This window comes from Gilliamella sp. wkB171 (genome assembly GCF_001693755.1).
Lineage (GTDB): Bacteria > Pseudomonadota > Gammaproteobacteria > Enterobacterales > Orbaceae > Gilliamella > Gilliamella apicola_F.
Window position 1 is genome coordinate 196,029 of sequence record NZ_LYST01000055.1, and the last position, 17,757, is coordinate 213,785.

The 17,757-nt window shown below is 37.0% G+C and carries 11 protein-coding genes; 1 reads left to right on the plus strand and 10 read right to left on the minus strand.

What is annotated here, in order from left to right; genetic code table 11:
• Nucleotides 1–18 precede the first annotated feature (18 nt).
• The 3 genes from fusA to rpsL form a co-directional block, all read right to left on the minus strand.
• Nucleotides 19–2,121 (minus strand): elongation factor G, encoded by a 2,103-nt coding sequence (gene fusA / locus A9G03_RS12100; protein WP_065633264.1) that lies wholly within the window; start codon nt 2,119–2,121, stop codon nt 19–21.
• 108 nt (nt 2,122–2,229) lie between these two features.
• On the minus strand, nt 2,230–2,700 hold the full coding sequence (gene rpsG, locus A9G03_RS12105; protein WP_065633265.1) for a 30S ribosomal protein S7: 471 nt from the start codon (nt 2,698–2,700) through the stop codon (nt 2,230–2,232).
• 99 nt (nt 2,701–2,799) lie between these two features.
• A complete protein-coding gene (gene rpsL, locus A9G03_RS12110) occupies nt 2,800–3,174 on the minus strand; it encodes a 30S ribosomal protein S12 (RefSeq protein WP_034883792.1) in 375 nt (124 codons plus the stop codon).
• Nucleotides 3,175–3,606: 432 nt separating this feature from the next.
• On the opposite strand from rpsL, the gene A9G03_RS12115 reads away from it, so the two are divergent.
• On the plus strand, nt 3,607–4,791 hold the full coding sequence (locus tag A9G03_RS12115; protein ID WP_065799334.1) for a XylR family transcriptional regulator: 1,185 nt from the start codon (nt 3,607–3,609) through the stop codon (nt 4,789–4,791).
• An 87-nt stretch (nt 4,792–4,878) separates the two neighbouring features.
• On the opposite strand, the gene A9G03_RS12120 is transcribed toward A9G03_RS12115, so the two are convergent.
• The 7 genes from A9G03_RS12120 to A9G03_RS12150 form a co-directional block, all read right to left on the minus strand.
• Nucleotides 4,879–6,114: an MFS transporter gene (locus A9G03_RS12120; RefSeq protein WP_218837135.1), complete on the minus strand. Its 1,236-nt coding sequence runs from the start codon at nt 6,112–6,114 to the stop codon at nt 4,879–4,881.
• A gap of 18 nt (nt 6,115–6,132) precedes the next feature.
• The gene (locus A9G03_RS12125) at nt 6,133–7,779 is read right to left on the minus strand and encodes a family 43 glycosylhydrolase (RefSeq protein WP_065799336.1); all 1,647 of its coding nucleotides are present in this window, start codon (nt 7,777–7,779) and stop codon (nt 6,133–6,135) included.
• Between the two features lie 406 nt (nt 7,780–8,185).
• The gene (gene xylB, locus A9G03_RS12130) at nt 8,186–9,643 is read right to left on the minus strand and encodes a xylulokinase (protein WP_065799337.1); all 1,458 of its coding nucleotides are present in this window, start codon (nt 9,641–9,643) and stop codon (nt 8,186–8,188) included.
• Nucleotides 9,644–9,713: 70 nt separating this feature from the next.
• Nucleotides 9,714–11,033, minus strand: a complete 1,320-nt coding sequence (gene xylA / locus A9G03_RS12135) for a xylose isomerase (RefSeq protein WP_065799338.1) — start codon at nt 11,031–11,033, stop codon at nt 9,714–9,716.
• Between the two features lie 317 nt (nt 11,034–11,350).
• On the minus strand, nt 11,351–12,661 hold the full coding sequence (locus A9G03_RS12140; protein WP_065633271.1) for an NCS2 family permease: 1,311 nt from the start codon (nt 12,659–12,661) through the stop codon (nt 11,351–11,353).
• A 178-nt stretch (nt 12,662–12,839) separates the two neighbouring features.
• Nucleotides 12,840–14,639: a YbaL family putative K(+) efflux transporter gene (ybaL, locus tag A9G03_RS12145; RefSeq protein WP_065799339.1), complete on the minus strand. Its 1,800-nt coding sequence runs from the start codon at nt 14,637–14,639 to the stop codon at nt 12,840–12,842.
• A gap of 1,826 nt (nt 14,640–16,465) precedes the next feature.
• Nucleotides 16,466–17,757, minus strand: a 1,292-nt coding sequence (locus tag A9G03_RS12150) for a TerC family protein (protein WP_143425861.1), incomplete at its 5' end; no start/stop codon positions are given.

Consider the following 17,757-nt stretch of genomic DNA (forward strand, 5'->3'; position numbering starts at 1 on the left):
CTTTATTTATATAAATAATTATTTCGCTTTACGAGCTTCAATAATTGCGGTTGCAATATTTGTTGGTGCTTCATTGTACTTCAAGAACTCCATTGAGTAAGAAGCACGACCTTGTGTTTGCGAACGAAGGTCTGTTGCATAACCAAACATTTCTGAAAGTGGAACTTGTGCTTTAACTGTTTTACCAGTTGCAGTATCTTCCATACCTTCGATCATACCACGACGACGGTTTAAGTCACCGATAACGTCACCCATATAATCTTCAGGGGTTTCAACTTCTACTTTCATAATCGGTTCTAAAAGCACAGGTTTAGCTTTCATGAAGCCTTCTTTAAATGCCATTGAACCGGCAATTTTAAATGCCATTTCTGATGAGTCGACATCATGGTAAGAACCATCAAAGATAGTGACTTCAACATCAACAATTGGGTAACCAGCAAGAACACCGTTTTTCATTTGTTCTTGACAGCCTTTATCAACTGCTGGGATGTATTCTTTAGGAACCACACCACCAACAATTTCGTTGTTGAATTTGTAGCCTTCGCCACCCGCTTCCAATGGTTTGATTTTTAACCATACATGACCATATTGACCACGACCACCAGACTGACGAACAAATTTACCTTCTTGTTCAACTTCATTGCGAATTGTTTCACGGTAAGCAACTTGTGGTTTACCAACATTTGCTTCCACTTTAAATTCACGTTTCATACGGTCAACGATGATTTCTAAGTGTAGTTCACCCATACCAGAAATGATAGTTTGACCTGATTCTTCATCAGTGTGTACACGGAATGAAGGATCTTCTTGTGCTAGTCGACCTAAAGCAAGGCCCATTTTTTCTTGGTCAGCTTTAGTTTTTGGTTCTACTGCAACAGAAATAACAGGTTCAGGGAACTCCATTCTTTCAAGAATGATAGGTGCGCTTTCAGCACATAATGTATCACCTGTTGTTACGTCTTTAAGACCGATTGCTGCAGCGATGTCGCCAGCGCGAACTTCTTTGATTTCTTCACGTTTGTTAGCGTGCATCTGAACGATACGACCAAAGCGTTCTTTTTTATCTTTAACAGAGTTAAGAACAGTATCACCAGAGTTAACCACACCAGAGTAAACACGGAAGAATGTTAAGTTACCAACAAATGGGTCAGTTGCAATTTTAAATGCTAATGATGAGAATGGTTCATCATCACTTGAATGACGTTCTGCTGGTTCACCATCTGGTAATTCACCTTTAATCGCTGGAACATCAGTCGGTGCTGGTAAATATTCAACAACTGCATCAAGCATGAATTGAACACCTTTATTTTTAAAGGCACTACCACAAGTTACTAAGATGATTTCATTAGCAAGTACGCGTTCACGTAATGCTTTTTTCACTTCTTCTTCAGTTAACTCTTCACCACCAAGGTATTTTTCCATTAACTCTTCGTTTGCTTCAGCTGCAGCTTCCATTAAGTTAGCACGCCATTCTTCGACTTGCTCAACCATGTCTGCAGGCACATCTTCATAAGTAAATGTTACGCCTTGATCAGCATCGTTCCAGTTAATTGCTTTACGTTTAAGTAAATCAACTACACCAGTAAATCCTTCTTCAGCACCGATTGGTAATACTAATGGAACAGGTACTGCTGCTAAACGTGTTTTGATTTGTTCTACAACACGTAAGAAGTTAGCACCCATACGGTCCATTTTGTTTACAAATGCGATACGTGGAACTTTATATTTGTTTGCTTGGCGCCATACTGTTTCTGATTGAGGTTGCACACCACCAACCGCACAGTAAACCATAACTGCACCATCAAGTACACGCATAGAACGTTCAACTTCGATTGTGAAGTCAACGTGTCCCGGGGTGTCGATGATATTGATACGGTGTGGTTCAAATTGTTGTCCCATACCAGACCAGAATGCAGTGGTCGCCGCTGACGTGATAGTAATACCACGTTCTTGTTCTTGTTCCATCCAGTCCATGGTAGCTGCGCCATCATGAACTTCACCAATTTTATGACTTACACCAGTGTAAAACAAAATACGTTCAGTTGTTGTCGTTTTACCTGCGTCAATGTGTGCACTGATACCGATATTGCGGTAGCGTGCTATAGGGGTTGTACGAGCCATATTAATCCTCTATTTAGAATCGTTTGCTTAATAAAATATCATTTAGGTGGACTGACAGTAGATATGTGCTGTCAGTCTATTTTCAAGCCACTTAATATAAGTGGTTGATTACCAACGATAGTGTGCAAACGCTCTATTAGCCTCAGCCATACGATGAACATCTTCACGTTTTTTCACAGCGGTACCTTTGTTTTCAAAAGCATCCATAAGTTCATTCGCTAGGCGTAAAGCCATTGATTTATCGCCACGTTTACGTGCAGCATCTACAATCCAACGCATTGCAAGTGCATTTCGACGAACAGGACGCACTTCAACAGGAACTTGGTATGTAGAACCACCAACGCGACGAGACTTAACTTCTACAGTTGGTCTTACGTTATCTAGTGCAACTTCGAAAGCTGCTAAGTGGTCTTTTCCACTACGCTCAGCTAATTTATCAAGAGCTGAATATACGATTGATTCTGCGATAGATTTTTTACCATCTACCATTAAAATATTGACAAATTTTGCCAGTAAATCTGAACCGAATTTCGGATCAGGTAAAATTTTTCTTTGACCGACAACATGACGACGTGGCATTGGAATACTCCGTTTATATGTTATAAATTTTCAGGTTTACCCAAAACTCAAATGAGTTAAATGGAATTTTATAGTTTGGCCTTACTTAACGGAGTACCATTAAGCTTTAGGTCGTTTTACACCGTATTTAGAACGGCTTTGTTTGCGATCTTTAACACCTGCGCAGTCTAATGCACCGCGAACAGTATGATAACGAACACCAGGTAAATCTTTAACACGACCACCGCGGATTAAAATCACGCTATGTTCTTGTAAGTTATGACCTTCACCACCGATGTAAGAAGTCACTTCAAAACCGTTGGTTAAACGTACACGGCATACTTTACGTAATGCTGAGTTAGGTTTTTTCGGTGTAGTTGTGTAAACACGTGTACAAACACCGCGTTTTTGCGGGCATGCTTCAAGGGCAGGAACGTTACTTTTCGCTTCCTTTAGGGCTCTTGGTTTGCGTACCAGCTGATTAATTGTTGCCATTAATAAGCTCCTGATTAATTAAAATAAATTTAAAATTGCATTTTAGATACGTAATTAATAACTGTAGACCAAAACCTATGTATATAAGTTTTGGGTCGCAAGATTCTAGACCCCAACAGGCATAATGTCAAGTATTACCACAAGTTGTTTGTCGGGTTTAATACATATTTAATATTGATATTAGCGAGGTATAGTTGAGTATTATCAGTAAGCGAATTATTTTTATCTTAGTAAGATTTTTAGCCACTAAAATAGTATTTATTACACAGTTGGTTGTAATTGATGGCTTAAGTTTAGGTACACTCGTATTTTATGTGTAATTATCAACGTGGTTTTATCGATAAAGATTAAAATTATATTAATCAAATTTTTGCATTAAAAAGTGGTAATATTATACTGGGTTTTGAATTTACCATGTATCAAAGAACATCTATGAAAAGTGAATCTTACAAAGTTGTTTTACTCTTTAATGCAAACAATATTTATGACCGCCAAATATTAAAAGGCATAGGCGATTATTTGAAATTGCATAATATTCATTGGAATATTTATATTTCAGAAACCCTGCGTTATGATGCAAAAACCGCTTTTCATTTTGATTGTGATGGAATTATTGCCAATTTTGATGATCCGGATATTGAAGACTTGCTGGCTAAAGAAACCATTCCTATTATTGGTGTTGGCAGTTCTTACCATGATCACGTAAGCTATCCAAACGTACCTTATGTGGCAGCTGATAATTATGCCATTATCGAAAGTGCGTTTAATCATCTATGTGAAAAAGGCATCCATCAATTTGCTTTTTATAGTATACCGCCAACACGATATTGCCGCTGGGCAGCAGTAAGAGAAAAAATATTTGAGCAGATCTTAGCGCAAAAAGGCTACCAAGGGGTTATATATCAAGGAATGACTACCTCGCTGGATAATTGGCAAGAAAGCCTAGACAAACTGTCTAAATGGTTACTCGCTTTACCGGTTAATACAGGCATTATTGCGGTCAATGACGCTAGAGCGCATCATATTTTGCAAGCTTGTGATAGAGTGGGAATAAAAATACCTGAACAGTTATGTTTGATTGGGATTGATAATGAAGAGGTGATCAATAATTTGTCGATGGTGTCGTTATCGACTGTCAAGCAAGGGACTGAAGAGATGGGATTTAATGCGGCAAGTTTATTAAATAAACAGTTCGCAAAAGGCAAAATCTCAACAGAACCACTCCTTATAGCACCTAAAAAAATTATTGCTAGGCGCTCAACTGATTACCGATCAATACAAGATCCATATGTAATTCAAGCTATGCATTATATTCGCGATTATGCTTGTAAAGGAATTAAAGTTGAGCAAGTTATTTCTGAAATGCAAATATCTCGATCAAACTTAGAACTTCGTTTTAAAGAGTCATTAGGTAAAACAATTCATTGTGTCATTCATGAAGAAAAGTTTAATCGAGCCAAATACCTATTAATTGAATCTTCACTGTCTATTCAAATGATTTCTGAGCAGTGTGGTTACCCTTCTGTACAATACTTTTATTTTTTATTCAAAAAGCTTTATGGAATGACACCTAAAGATTATAGAAATAAGTATGATGTCAATAAAACTTCATCATGATATCGCGTTAATGAAAATTATGTTGTATCACTTTATCACCAGAAAAAAGTTGCTTGTTACTAACAAAATTTTTCTGGTGTGAATAGACTATTTTTTAACTGAACCAATCGATAATATGGCTATGCCCCCCATTGTGGCAAATATCAATGAAACGATAAAAATAGCAGAAAAGCCAAATACTGAAATAACAAAAGCAGCAATAATTGGTGCTAGTGCTTGGGTAATAGTATTGCCTAGATTGTAAATACCTAAAAAGAATGCTATGCGATTTTTATCGGGAATCACTTTTAAATTTAATAAATTGTCGAGTGAATTCCAGATCCCCATACCAATACCAGCAGTAAAGGCATAAATAAGGACACCATTTAAGTTTGGATAAATAAATAAGCTTATTGCACCAATACCTAAAAAGATGGTGGACAGTCCAACAGGTAGTTTTAGAATTTTTAATTTATCGGAGATTGGTCCTGCAATGAACCCCATTAAAATGCCTAATATAAGCATAATCAAATTAATTAGCTGAATTGAATTTTGGGTTGCTTGCGCATCATGGTGGATAAAATCGGTCATGATATATAATAAGTAACCTGCAATAGTAAAATTACTGACACCTTGAAAGAGTTTACCAATTAGCGCTAAGTAGTAGTCTCGTCCAATTGACCACTTAGGGAAAATTGTTAACGCACCACTAAAACTATTTTGCTTTCTGATTGCACGATGGTTGGTTGCTTGATTTAGATTAGCTGGCTCTCGCACTATGATGACAGCAATTAATATACCAATAAATGCCAGCACACCAAAGATAACAAAGCCAAACCGGAAATTACCTAAAAACATTGCAGCAATAATGGTAAAGCCATTATTACCAAGTGCCATTCCTAGCCCACCATAGGCACTCGATGCGGTGCCTTTTCTATCGTCAGCGGCAAAATCTATCCAAGCCACCATGGGCGCAACAATAAAATTCAATGCGATTTGACCAAATAACCAACAGCCCAGTAAAAAAGGTATGCTATCAGCCGTTGACGCTAATATCATAGCAAACATGAAAGCGATGCCACCACAAATTATCCAAGGTGAGCGATTACCAAATTTTGAGCGTGTTCGATCTGATAAATAGCCTGCAAGCATATTGGATATTGCCGCAATCACCATACCGCAGGCAGAAAATAGGGCTAATAGATGGATCTTGTTGGCTTCATCAATTTGTTGAATTAATGCCGGTAAAAAGAGACTTGATGCAGCAATATATGGACCTAACCACGATGCAGGACCAATGATTAGCCCAGGGATAAGTCGAGTTAATGGAATCGTTATTTTCATAATATATCGCCTTAAATCTCAATCATTATTTATTACATAGTAATAGTCAAAGTCAGCATAAGATTGATGCTGATAGCTATCGACAGAGGCAATAAAATTAAATAAGCCAGTAAATCCACCTATTTCACCCGGCTCGCCATTAACGCCTTCATCAGATAAGTAAAGGACATCCAAATTACTCATGAAAGATAGCCAAGCGTTATCGCGTTTGTAAAATAGTTCAATAATACCTTGTTGATAGACTATTTTGAGTTCAACAACACCATGAGGTATAGCAACACGGTGATTGGTGAACTCGATTCGAACGCCTAACTTTGCTTGTAGAAGGCTAAGAACGGTAGTTTTTAGTTGTTCGTTATAGGTTAAGTGAAAGTAAATCCAATTATTGGCATCATAGTAAAGCCCAACGCCTGCCGTTTGTGAATAATGCTCGGGCTGGAATTCGACTTTGGTTTGAACGTGATAATTAAACGATGTGGCCCTTGTTGCCATGATTGCCGGATTAACTTGAGAAAATAGCGAATTTTGCCCATATATTCTGAGATGACTTGTGCGTTCATAGCTATTGACCCAATTAGTGGTTTGATTTCTATAAGGTGTCATAAAACGTAATGAATATGATCCATCGAACTCATCAATCACATCATGATTGAGTGGCTTACTAAGTGGTAGTTCAGAGTCGAAATCCATTTTAGCCAAATTAGAACCATCAGCCATGACTAACCAACCGTCGTCAGTCCACTGCATTTTTTGGATTGAAGTTTCGCGTCCAAGTGGATTTAGTAATGTGTTTTTTATCGGTCTGGACATCAGATGAGCAATGTACCAATCGCCATTTTGTGTCTCAACTAGTGAACCATGTCCAGCTTTTTGCATGATTGAGTTAGGATTATACATTTCAAAATGACCCGCATCAGGATCGCCCAATGAAAATAGATGATTAGGCGAAGATGTCACAATAGGTTCTAATGATGGATGAGGTTGGTAAGGGCCAAAAATAGTTTTACTACGCCCAATTTCAATGCCATGTGCATAACCGGTCCCTCCAGCTGCGATTAACAGATAATAATAATCCTGTTTTTTATAAAGTTGCGGTGCTTCGGCGCAGCCTCGTGTGGTGAAACCTTGTGTAAGTCGAACCCAAGGGCTTACTAATTTTTTATGGTCTAAATCGATTTCGGCTATTACGATATGACCCGGTGCTTGATAACCTTGACGTGTTTCCCATTCTAAAATGGTTAAATAATGTTTGCCATCCTCATCATGAAACAGTGCAGGATCAAAACCTATTGAGGTGATGTAGATAGGTGCAGACCAAGGACCCTGAATATTATCGGCACACGTTACATAGGTATCGGCATTAAATTCTCGTCCGGCCATATTGATCATGTGAGAGTAAATAAGCCAATATTTTTTGGTGATGCGATCGTACGATAAATGTGGGGCCCATATTCCTGCTGGTGTATGTGTTCCTGATAAATTAATTTCTCCTTGTTTAAACACATAGTCAATAAGTTGCCAATTGGCTAAATCAGTTGATTTAAAAATTTGTATCGCTGGTAGCCAATGAAAAGTCGAGGTTACAAGGTAATAAATATCATCGACACGAATAATCGATGGGTCGGGTGACATACCGGGTATAACGGGATTATTTATTTTTAGCATGTTATTTTTCTCTTATCGTTAAATTATTGATACTCAATGAAAAATATAAGTTGCATAACAGATAAATTAAAACGTGCTTTTCAATATAATTTATCTCTGTTTATTTTGTTATTATCAAATTTGGTTTTAAATTTATGAAATTTGGTTTATGAGATATTTGTCACAATCTGAAAAATATAAAAAAAATTGGCAGGTAAATTAAGATTTTTAATTCTAAAAAAGATCTGCTTAGCACAGGTGGTGTGTAACAATCGCCAATCAAGCTAGCGGTAGTTTATTGACACAATAATGTTATGTTAACGCCTTTTTATTGGGAAGAGCGATTTACTTAAGTATTGATATGATTGGTTTTCGATAGTGGAAATAAGGGGGAAGGTAACATGATTCCTTCCTCCTTTGATGATCATTAACACATGAGTGGTTTTAGTTGCTGATAAATCTGTCTGAAAACAGCGCGTTGTTGTTGATAGATTTGATAATTATCACGGTTAGGTTGATGCAGTTGAATTACTTTTGGTGAAGGTAATAAATCGTTTATAGGGGTATCTGGATGGCAAGCAATTTGGGCTAGTTTAGCTGCCCCTAATGCCGGACCCACTTCACCGCCTTCACAATATTCAATAGGATAACCAGAAATATCACAGATTAATTGTCGCCAGTAGGCACTTTTTGCCCCGCCACCAATTACCATTATTTTATCGGGCGAAATGCCGGTTTTCGCAACGACATCGATACCGTCAGCCAGTGCGTAACTGACACCTAACAATATGGCTTTAGCTAAGTCTACTTTGTTGTGCTGATTAGTTAAGCCAAAAAATACGCCTTTCGCTTCAGGATTATTATGTGGTGTTCTTTCGCCAGATAAATAAGGTAAAAATTGGATGGGAGGTTTAGCATCAGTTTGATCGGTTTGAATTAATGAAATTAGCGTAGGTACATCTTTGATTGATAATAATTGGCAGCCCCAATCAAGGCAAGATGCACAGCTTAACATTACGGACATAAGATGCCAACGATCTGGTAATGCATGACAAAAACTGTGAATGGCCTGTTCTGGTTGGCTAACAAAATGATCTGTGACAGCAAAGTAGACGCCCGAGGTGCCAAGTGATAACATCGCTTGCCCAGGTTGATAGAGCCCAACACCAATTGCGCCAGCTGCATTATCACCGCCACCTGCAACCACCGGAATGGTATTTATTCCCCAACTTTTTGCAACTTCATCGTTGACATAACCGGTGATTTGATTACCTTCAAATAGCGTCGGCATATGATGCCTGCTTAGTCCGCAAGCGGCTAATAGATCATCATTCCAATCACGTTTTTCAACATCTAACCACATGGTACCGGCTGAATCTGACATGTCTGATGCCAATTGTCCGGTAATGTTAAGACGTAAATAATCTTTAGGCAGGAGTACTTTATCGATTTTGGCAAAAATGTCTGGCTCATGATTTTTAACCCATTTGATTTTAGGCGCAGTAAAGCCAGCCATCATTAAATTACCGGTGATTTTTCTTGAATTCGGGACTTGTTGTTCTAATTGATGACACTCGGCATCGCAGCGGCCATCATTCCATAAGATGGCTGGTCTTAAAATTTGCAATTGTTTATCTAATAATACTGCGCCATGCATTTGCCCACTTAAACCAATCGCTTTAACGTGTTGTAAATCATGCAGTGAACGAAGTTCACGCATCGCTATATTGGTCGCTTGCCACCATTGATTTGGATCTTGTTCTGACCAAAGCGGAAAAGGGCGAGACACGCTAAGAGGTTGTGTTGTCGATGCGATAATGTTTTGCTGTTCATCCATGAGAATGACTTTTATACCGGAAGTGCCTAAATCAATACCAATATACATATATTTCTCCACTACAATGTTTATTAAGGCTACGGGTTTGTAGCCCTAATAAACTTATGTTGCCTAACGATTAGCCAAAAATGAACTTATTGACTAAGTTTTCAAGTTTTTCTTGCTCTCCACTACGTGTTTTTGGTTGTAATTTATGTTTTAGACTATACTCTGCAATTTGTTGTAATGACATTTTTCCCTGTAATATATCGTTACCAAGTTGTTTATCCCAACCAGCATAACGATTGGTAACACATTGGCTTAATGTTTGGCTTTCGAGCATTTTTGCTGCACTTTTCAATGATAACGCCATAGTATCAATAGCGCCAATATGACCATAAAAGACATCGTATTTATCAACGCTTTGACGGCGAATTTTGGCATCAAAATTTAGACCGCCGGTTTTAAAACCACCACTTTTTAGGATTTCATACATGACAAGAGTATTTTCTTCGACACTATTTGGAAACTGATCGGTATCCCAACCTAATTGTGGATCGCCTCGATTGGCATCAAGCGAACCAAAAATATCAAGTGAGATAGCTGAGGCAACTTCATGTTGAAAAGAGTGACCAGCAAGGGTGGCATGATTAGCTTCGATGTTAACTTTTATCTCGTTTTCTAGTCCAAATTGTTTTAAGAAACCATAAATAGTGGCAACATCATAATCATACTGATGTTTGGTGGGTTCTTGAGGTTTAGGTTCGATTAGTAACGCACCTTTAAAACCAATTTTATGTTTGTTTTCAACAACCAATTGCATAAATTTACCCAGTTGTTGTCTTTCTTTACGCAGATCGGTATTTAAAAGTGTTTCATAGCCTTCACGACCACCCCATAGCACATAATTTTGTCCACCAAGTTTATGTGTGGCATTCATCGCATAGACAACTTGCGTTGCTGCACAAGCAAAAACTTCTGGATCAGGATTAGTTGCTGCACCTGCTGCATATTTCGGATTAGTGAAACAATTTGCTGTGCCCCAAAGTAGGTTAACGCCTGTTTGTTGTTGTTTTTCTAGCAAAATGTCAGTCATAGTGGATAAATTATTGATGTATTCTTGAATTGAATTCCCCTCAGGTGAAACATCCACATCATGAAAAGCATAAAAAGGAACATTCATTTTGTAGAAAAACTCAAAAGCAATCTCGGCTTTTGCTTTAGCATTGATTAAAGGATCACTACTTTTTTGCCAAGGATAATCAAACGAACCAGAACCAAACATATCGGTACCTGCCCAACAAAAAGTATGCCAATAGCAGATTGAAAAACGTAAATGTTCAGCCATTGTTTTACCTAAAATTATCTGGTTTGGATCATAATGTCGAAATGCAAAAGGATTATCTGATTGTGTTCCTTCATAGTTGATTCTATCTATTTTGTCGTAATATTGATTCATAATATTCCTCTAAATGGTGCCTAATAAGTTAATGAGAGAGTTATCTTTGCTTGTTTTAATTTAGTGTTAAGCACAGTTGTGTTAATACGTTGTAATCAATATGCATTAAATTTGAAACTAACGACAATTATTAAATTTTGTAATTATTTTATGTTTTTTTATTTTTGTGATGCAGATCAAACTCTATAAGCACGTCTAGTGACATGTTTGGTAATGAATGATTTTTTTGACTGAATAATGAGGATTTTTGAAGATTAGCTGGTTGGTAAGTAACTAAGCTATTACTACGGTGTTAATCGTAGCAATAGCTGTTTAAATTAGTGATGATCAATAAAGATAAATTTTAATGCGAACAATAATGCAAAAATAATTACACAAAGATTGAGTTCTTTAAATTTACCTGTACAGGTTTTTAATACCACATAAGAGATAAAGCCAAGCGCAACACCTTCAGTAATTGCAAAGGCAAAAGGCATCATCAAAGCGGTAATAAATGCAGGCGTTGCATCGGTTAAATCAGACCAGTTAACTTTGACTAAACTTGAAACCATTAAAATACCGACAAATATGAGTGCGCCAGATGTGGCATAACTTGGTACTAAATGTGCAAGCGGTGATAAAAAGGTCATCAGTAAGAATAAGATTCCAACCACAACAGCTGTTAAGCCAGTTCGTCCACCAACCGAAATACCCGCAGAACTTTCAATATAAGTTAATACAGATGATGTACCAAATAATCCGCCTAGTGATGAGCTAAAGCTATCGATTAATAGAGCTTGACGCATTTTAGGAAAGCGTCCTTTTTCGTCCGAAATGCCTGCTTTGTCGGTTAAGGCTAAAATTGTGCCTGATGAATCAAATAAGCTAACAATCATCACTGAAAAAATTACACCCATAATACCAATGTTGAATGAGCCAGCAAGATCAACATGACCAACAACTGGTGCGACACTCGGTGGCACTGCCGCTACACCTTGATACGTAATATTAGGATCAAGCCATAACGCTAGTAGGGTGACTACAAATATTGAAATTAAAACCGCTGCATGGAAATTGCGCGCTGCTAAAATAATAATAATAAAAAAACCAAGAGAGCCTAGTAATACTTTGAGTGATAAGATATTGCCCATGGTTAAGAGTGTTGCCGGTGAACTCACGACTATGCCCATATTTTGGAAGCCCATAAAGGCAATAAATAGTCCAATACCTGCACTAATCCCTACTCGTAAACATTGTGGAATATGCTCAATTAACCAATGACGTACTTTAAATAGTGATAAAGCGAAAAAGACTAAAGAACCCCAAAATATCGCGCCCATGCCAATTTGCCAAGAATAGCCCATTGCGCCGCAAATCCCATAAGCAAAAAATACGTTAAGTCCCATCGCGGGGGCCAATGCGATCGGTAAATTGGCAAATAAACCCATTAAAATAGTGGCAACAGCTGTCACCACACAGGTGAGAACGAATACCGCAGAAGTATCCATACCGGTTGCAGATAAGATAGACGGGTTAACAAAGATGATATAAACCATAGTAAGAAAGGTGGTACAACCAGCAATGATTTCGGTACCAATGGTGGTTTTTTTCTCTTTCAATTGAAATACTTTTTCGAATATTGAATTCATAAGTTAAGGCCTAATTTAGATTGATAATAGTCAATGTACATTTAGTGTGTTTTTGCTGTGTTTATCTAAAATTTTTGTAAGCCAAAAATAGAAAAGATGCGAAGTATTTACTCCACATCTTACAATAAACAGAGTTTTTACTGCGTTATTATTGCCAGTTATTTATTTAGGTCAAGTGTTATTCTATCGGACTACCATTTCCTGCGGCAAGATTAGCATTTACCGGAATATCTATTTTAACTTTTAAATTATTGTTAGTATTTGAAGTTTCCATATCAATCGACATGGTTTGACTAACTTGATATTGATTATTTGTTTCATGTTGTTTATCAATATTAAGAAACTGTAAAAGGTGATTTGCAATCTCTTCTTCACCGGTAACAACTTTGGTTGCACCATGTTCTTCAATATATTCGATTTCATCTTCGTAAAATGCTCGTACATAAATTTCTAAATCAGGATTCACCGTTTTTGCCTGTTGCGATATTTCTGCTGATTTATAGCCATTTGGCGAGGTAATAATTAACCATTTGGCTGATTTGATATGAGCAAAATTGAGGATCCCCGGCTTTATTGCATTACCAAATACCGCAATTAATCCATCATGGCGAATTTTTTCAACTAAAGTTAGTGACGGCTCGATCACTATAAACGGCACGTGATGGGCAATTAACTTTTCGGCAATCATACTACCTAATCTATCATAGCCAATTAAAATAGCATGGTTTTCAACCTCGGGTATTTGTTGGTTAATTTCAATAATGGGATCAATCATTCTATCAACAATGTTTTCAGTGCGTGATAAGTAGTATTCGAGCAAATTAAATATGAAAGGGTTGAGCACAATAGATATGATAGAACCAGCTAAAATTAGGCTATGCGCTTCATCAGGAAAGATCTGTAAAGTGATACCTAATGCCGCAAGAATATAAGCAAACTCACCAATTTGCGCCAGACTTGCTGAAATAGTTAAAGCGGTGCGTTTAGAATAACCAAATAATCTGACTATCAAATATGCAGCAAGTGATTTGCCTAAAATGATTATTACAATCACCGACAATACGGCAATAGGGTGAATCAGTAATATTTGTGGTTTGAATAACATTCCAACTGAAACAAAAAATAGTACGGCAAAGGCATCTTTTAATGGCAAGATATTTTTAGCGGCCCGATGGCTAAAATCCGATTCAGTTAATACCATTCCGGCAAAAAAAGCGCCCAATGCAAATGAAGCGCCAAACAGTTGTACTGCTGCTAAAGCAATACCTAAAGCAATAGCAAGTACGGTTAGTGTGAAAAGCTCTTCAGAACCTGTTGCGGCACTTTTGGCTAATAGCCAAGGAATCGTTCGTCGACCAATTACAATCATGATAGCGATAAAAAGAATTACAAGACCTATAGTTTTGGCGACTTCTTTGACAACATCGATTGTATTATAGTTATCGCTATCACTAAACATGGTAGCAATCGCGGGTAGCAATACTAGTGTTAACACCATGACTAAATCTTCAACAATTAGCCATCCCACTGCAATTTTACCACGACGACTCTCTATCAGATTTCGATCTTCTAGGGCTCTGAGTAATACAACTGTACTTGCAGTAGATAAGCACAGCCCAAACACTAATCCCGTTAAAATCGGCCATCCAATCAAGCTAGACATACCCATTCCAAGCAATGTGGCAACGGTAATTTGAACAATTGCACCGGGAATAGCAATGTTTTTTACTTGCATAAGATCTTTTAATGAAAAGTGTAGCCCTACACCAAACATTAACAAAATAATGCCAATTTCTGCTAGTTCTTGCACAATTGATGTATCTGCAACAAATCCAGGTGTTGTGGGTCCAACAATAATACCGGCAATAAGATAACCGACTAGCGGGGAAATACGTAAACGATTAGCGAGTAATCCAAGTAGGGTGGCAAGTACAATGCCGCCGATAATGGCAATGAGTAAAGGCCCGGTGTCATGCATGTATACCTCCTTGCTTTGTAAAGGGTGAGTTTGAAAGTATGGAGTGTGTTAATGTTAACATAACATGATGATTTTTTGAATTAATAGATACAGTTATTCACCAATCACTGTAACAGGTAAATAGTTTGGTTTAAGCTTTATTTACTATTTTTAGATATGAATAATTGCTCTGAAAAAAATCGGCAATTTAGCTATTTCATGCTTTAAGTCGGACAGTTAACAGATTTAGCTTTGATTTAATAAACAAACGGCGCTTTTTAATCAAAAGTTAACTTAGTTTTAGCTCACTTAAGTGGGCTAATGCATTTTATGCTAACTGTCTTATTCCGGTTTGTTCAGTTTAATTTTGACTTTAAGAATACGATTGACTTTCTACTTTAGTAGTTTCAATAGCTTTAAAAAAAGGTGATTGAGCTTGCTTGGTAGGATAGCCAAACCATTTCCAGTTAGTTCGATAAGTAACGAATGTACTATCATAATGAGTTAACTTAGTTTTAGCCCACTTAGGTGGGCTAATGCATTTTATGCTAACTGACTTATTCCGGTTTGTTCAGTTTAATTTTGACTTTAAGAATACGATTGACTTTCTACTTTAGTAGTTTCAATAACTTTAAAAAAAGGTGATTGAGCTTGCTTGGTAGGATAGCCAAACCATTTCCAGTTAGTTCGATAAGTAACGAATGTACTATCATAATGAGTTAACTTAGTTTTAGCCCACTTAGGTGGGCTAATGCATTTTATGCTAACTGACTTATTCCGGTTTGTTCAGTTTAATTTTGACTTTAAGAATACGATTGACTTTCTACTTTAGTAGTTTCAATAACTTTAAAAAAAGGTGATTGAGCTTGCTTGGTAGGATAGCCAAACCATTTCCAGTTAGTTCGATAAGTAACGAATGTACTATCATAATGAGTTAACTTAGTTTTAGCCCACTTAGGTGGGCTAATGCATTTTATGCTAACTGACTTATTCCGGTTTGTTCAGTTTAATTTTGACTTTAAGAATACGATTGACTTTCTACTTTAGTAGTTTCAATAACTTTAAAAAAAGGTGATTGAGCTTGCTTGGTAGGATAGCCAAACCATTTCCAGTTAGTTCGATAAGTAACGAATGTACTATCATAATGAGTTAACTTAGTTTTAGCCCACTTAGGTGGGCTAATGCATTTTATGCTAACTGACTTATTCCGGTTTGTTCAGTTTAATTTTGACTTTAAGAATACGATTGACTTTCTACTTTAGTAGTTTCAATAACTTTAAAAAAAGGTGATTGAGCTTGCTTGGTAGGATAGCCAAACCATTTCCAGTTAGTTCGATAAGTAACGAATGTACTATCATAATGAGTTAACTTAGTTTTAGCCCACTTAGGTGGGCTAATGCATTTTATGCTAACTGACTTATTCCGGTTTGTTCAGTTTAATTTTGACTTTAAGAATACGATTGACTTTCTACTTTAGTAGTTTCAATAACTTTAAAAAAAGGTGATTGAGCTTGCTTGGTAGGATAGCCAAACCATTTCCAGTTAGTTCGATAAGTAACGAATGTACTATCATAATGAGTTAACTTAGTTTTAGCCCACTTAGGTGGGCTAATGCATTTTATGCTAACTGACTTATTCCGGTTTGTTCAGTTTAATTTTGACTTTAAGAATACGATTGACTTTCTACTTTAGTAGTTTCAATAACTTTAAAAAAAGGTGATTGAGCTTGCTTGGTAGGATAGCCAAACCATTTCCAGTTAGTTCGATAAGTAACGAATGTACTATCATAATGAGTTAACTTAGTTTTAGCCCACTTAGGTGGGCTAATGCATTTTATGCTAACTGACTTATTCTGGTTTGTTTAGTTTAATTTTGACTTTAAGAATACGATGACTTTCTACTTCGGCAATTTCAAATTGATAATCACCAATTTGGATGGTATCGCCAACATTAAGTAAATGCTGCGCTTTTTCCATCAAAAGTCCCGCTAAGGTATGATATTCTCTTTTATCATCAATAGGGATTGGGACAAACCTGATCAATTCTTCAACAGGAATATAACCATTAGCTATCCAACTATTATCCTCTAAGCATTGAATATCATGTTTGGCGTCGATTTCCTCTTCTTCGGTTGGAAAGTCCCCCGCGATGGTTTCAATGATATCTGTGACAGTTACAACACCTTGCATTGAACCAAATTCGTCAACCACAAAGGCAAAATGGGTTTTAGCTTTTTTAAATTGTTCTAACGCAACTAATAACGAGACTGTTTCTGGAAAAATCAGCGGTTGTTTTATTAGTGCATTAATATCAATCGGCTCTTTGTTTTGTAGTACATCTTTTAAAAGATCATTAACCTGAATAATGCCTAATGGTTCATCAATTGAAGCTGTATCAGTCACCACTAATCGTGAATGTGGATTATCGAAAATTTCTTTTAAAATAACTTCACGTTTTTCATTAATGTTGATCATATCAACATTTAATCTTGAGGTCATAATACTGCTTACCGAACGCTGTGCAAGCCCGAGTACCCGTTCAACCATACTCAGTTCTTGATGATTAAATACTGATACTTTTTTATTGGCATCAGATACAACATCAACGGTATGCGTGTCTGGATCTTCTTCGGCATCGCCTTTAAGTAAATGTAATATCGCTTCGGCTGTGCGTTCACGTAATGGTTTTTTGTTTAACGCTTTACGACGATTAAAGATCGCTAATTGATTGAAAAATTCAATCATAATCGAGAAGCCAATTGCGGCGTATAAGTAACCTTTAGGTATTGCAAAACCAAATCCTTCAGCAACCAAACTAAAACCAATCATCAATAGAAAACTTAAACAGAGGATAACGATTGTTGGATGTGAATTAACAAAATTGGCAAGCGGTTTACTGGCGACCATCATGATTCCAATTGCTATACATACTGCAATTATCATCACTGGAATATGTTCTACCATCCCAACGGCAGTAATCACCGAATCGAGCGAAAATACGGCATCAAGTACGACAATTTGTGCGACAACGGTCCAAAAATGAGATGTTTTTTTCGGTTTGCCATCTTCCTGTGAAGCACCTTCAAGTCGTTCATTGAGCTCCATGGTGGCTTTAAATAGTAAAAATATCCCTCCAATTA

Excerpts from the sequence above, each read along its gene's own strand:
- fusA (WP_065633264.1), bottom strand. The coding sequence starts at position 2,121 with ATGGCTCGTACAACCCCTATAGCACGCTACCGCAATATCGGTATCAGT.
- rpsG (WP_065633265.1), bottom strand. The coding sequence starts at position 2,700 with ATGCCACGTCGTCATGTTGTCGGTCAAAGAAAAATTTTACCTGATCCG.
- rpsL (WP_034883792.1), bottom strand. The coding sequence starts at position 3,174 with ATGGCAACAATTAATCAGCTGGTACGCAAACCAAGAGCCCTAAAGGAA.
- A9G03_RS12115 (WP_065799334.1), top strand. The coding sequence starts at position 3,607 with ATGAAAAGTGAATCTTACAAAGTTGTTTTACTCTTTAATGCAAACAAT.
- A9G03_RS12120 (WP_218837135.1), bottom strand. The coding sequence starts at position 6,114 with ATGAAAATAACGATTCCATTAACTCGACTTATCCCTGGGCTAATCATT.
- A9G03_RS12125 (WP_065799336.1), bottom strand. The coding sequence starts at position 7,779 with ATGCTAAAAATAAATAATCCCGTTATACCCGGTATGTCACCCGACCCA.
- xylB (WP_065799337.1), bottom strand. The coding sequence starts at position 9,643 with ATGTATATTGGTATTGATTTAGGCACTTCCGGTATAAAAGTCATTCTC.
- xylA (WP_065799338.1), bottom strand. The coding sequence starts at position 11,033 with ATGAATCAATATTACGACAAAATAGATAGAATCAACTATGAAGGAACA.
- A9G03_RS12140 (WP_065633271.1), bottom strand. The coding sequence starts at position 12,661 with ATGAATTCAATATTCGAAAAAGTATTTCAATTGAAAGAGAAAAAAACC.
- ybaL (WP_065799339.1), bottom strand. The coding sequence starts at position 14,639 with ATGCATGACACCGGGCCTTTACTCATTGCCATTATCGGCGGCATTGTA.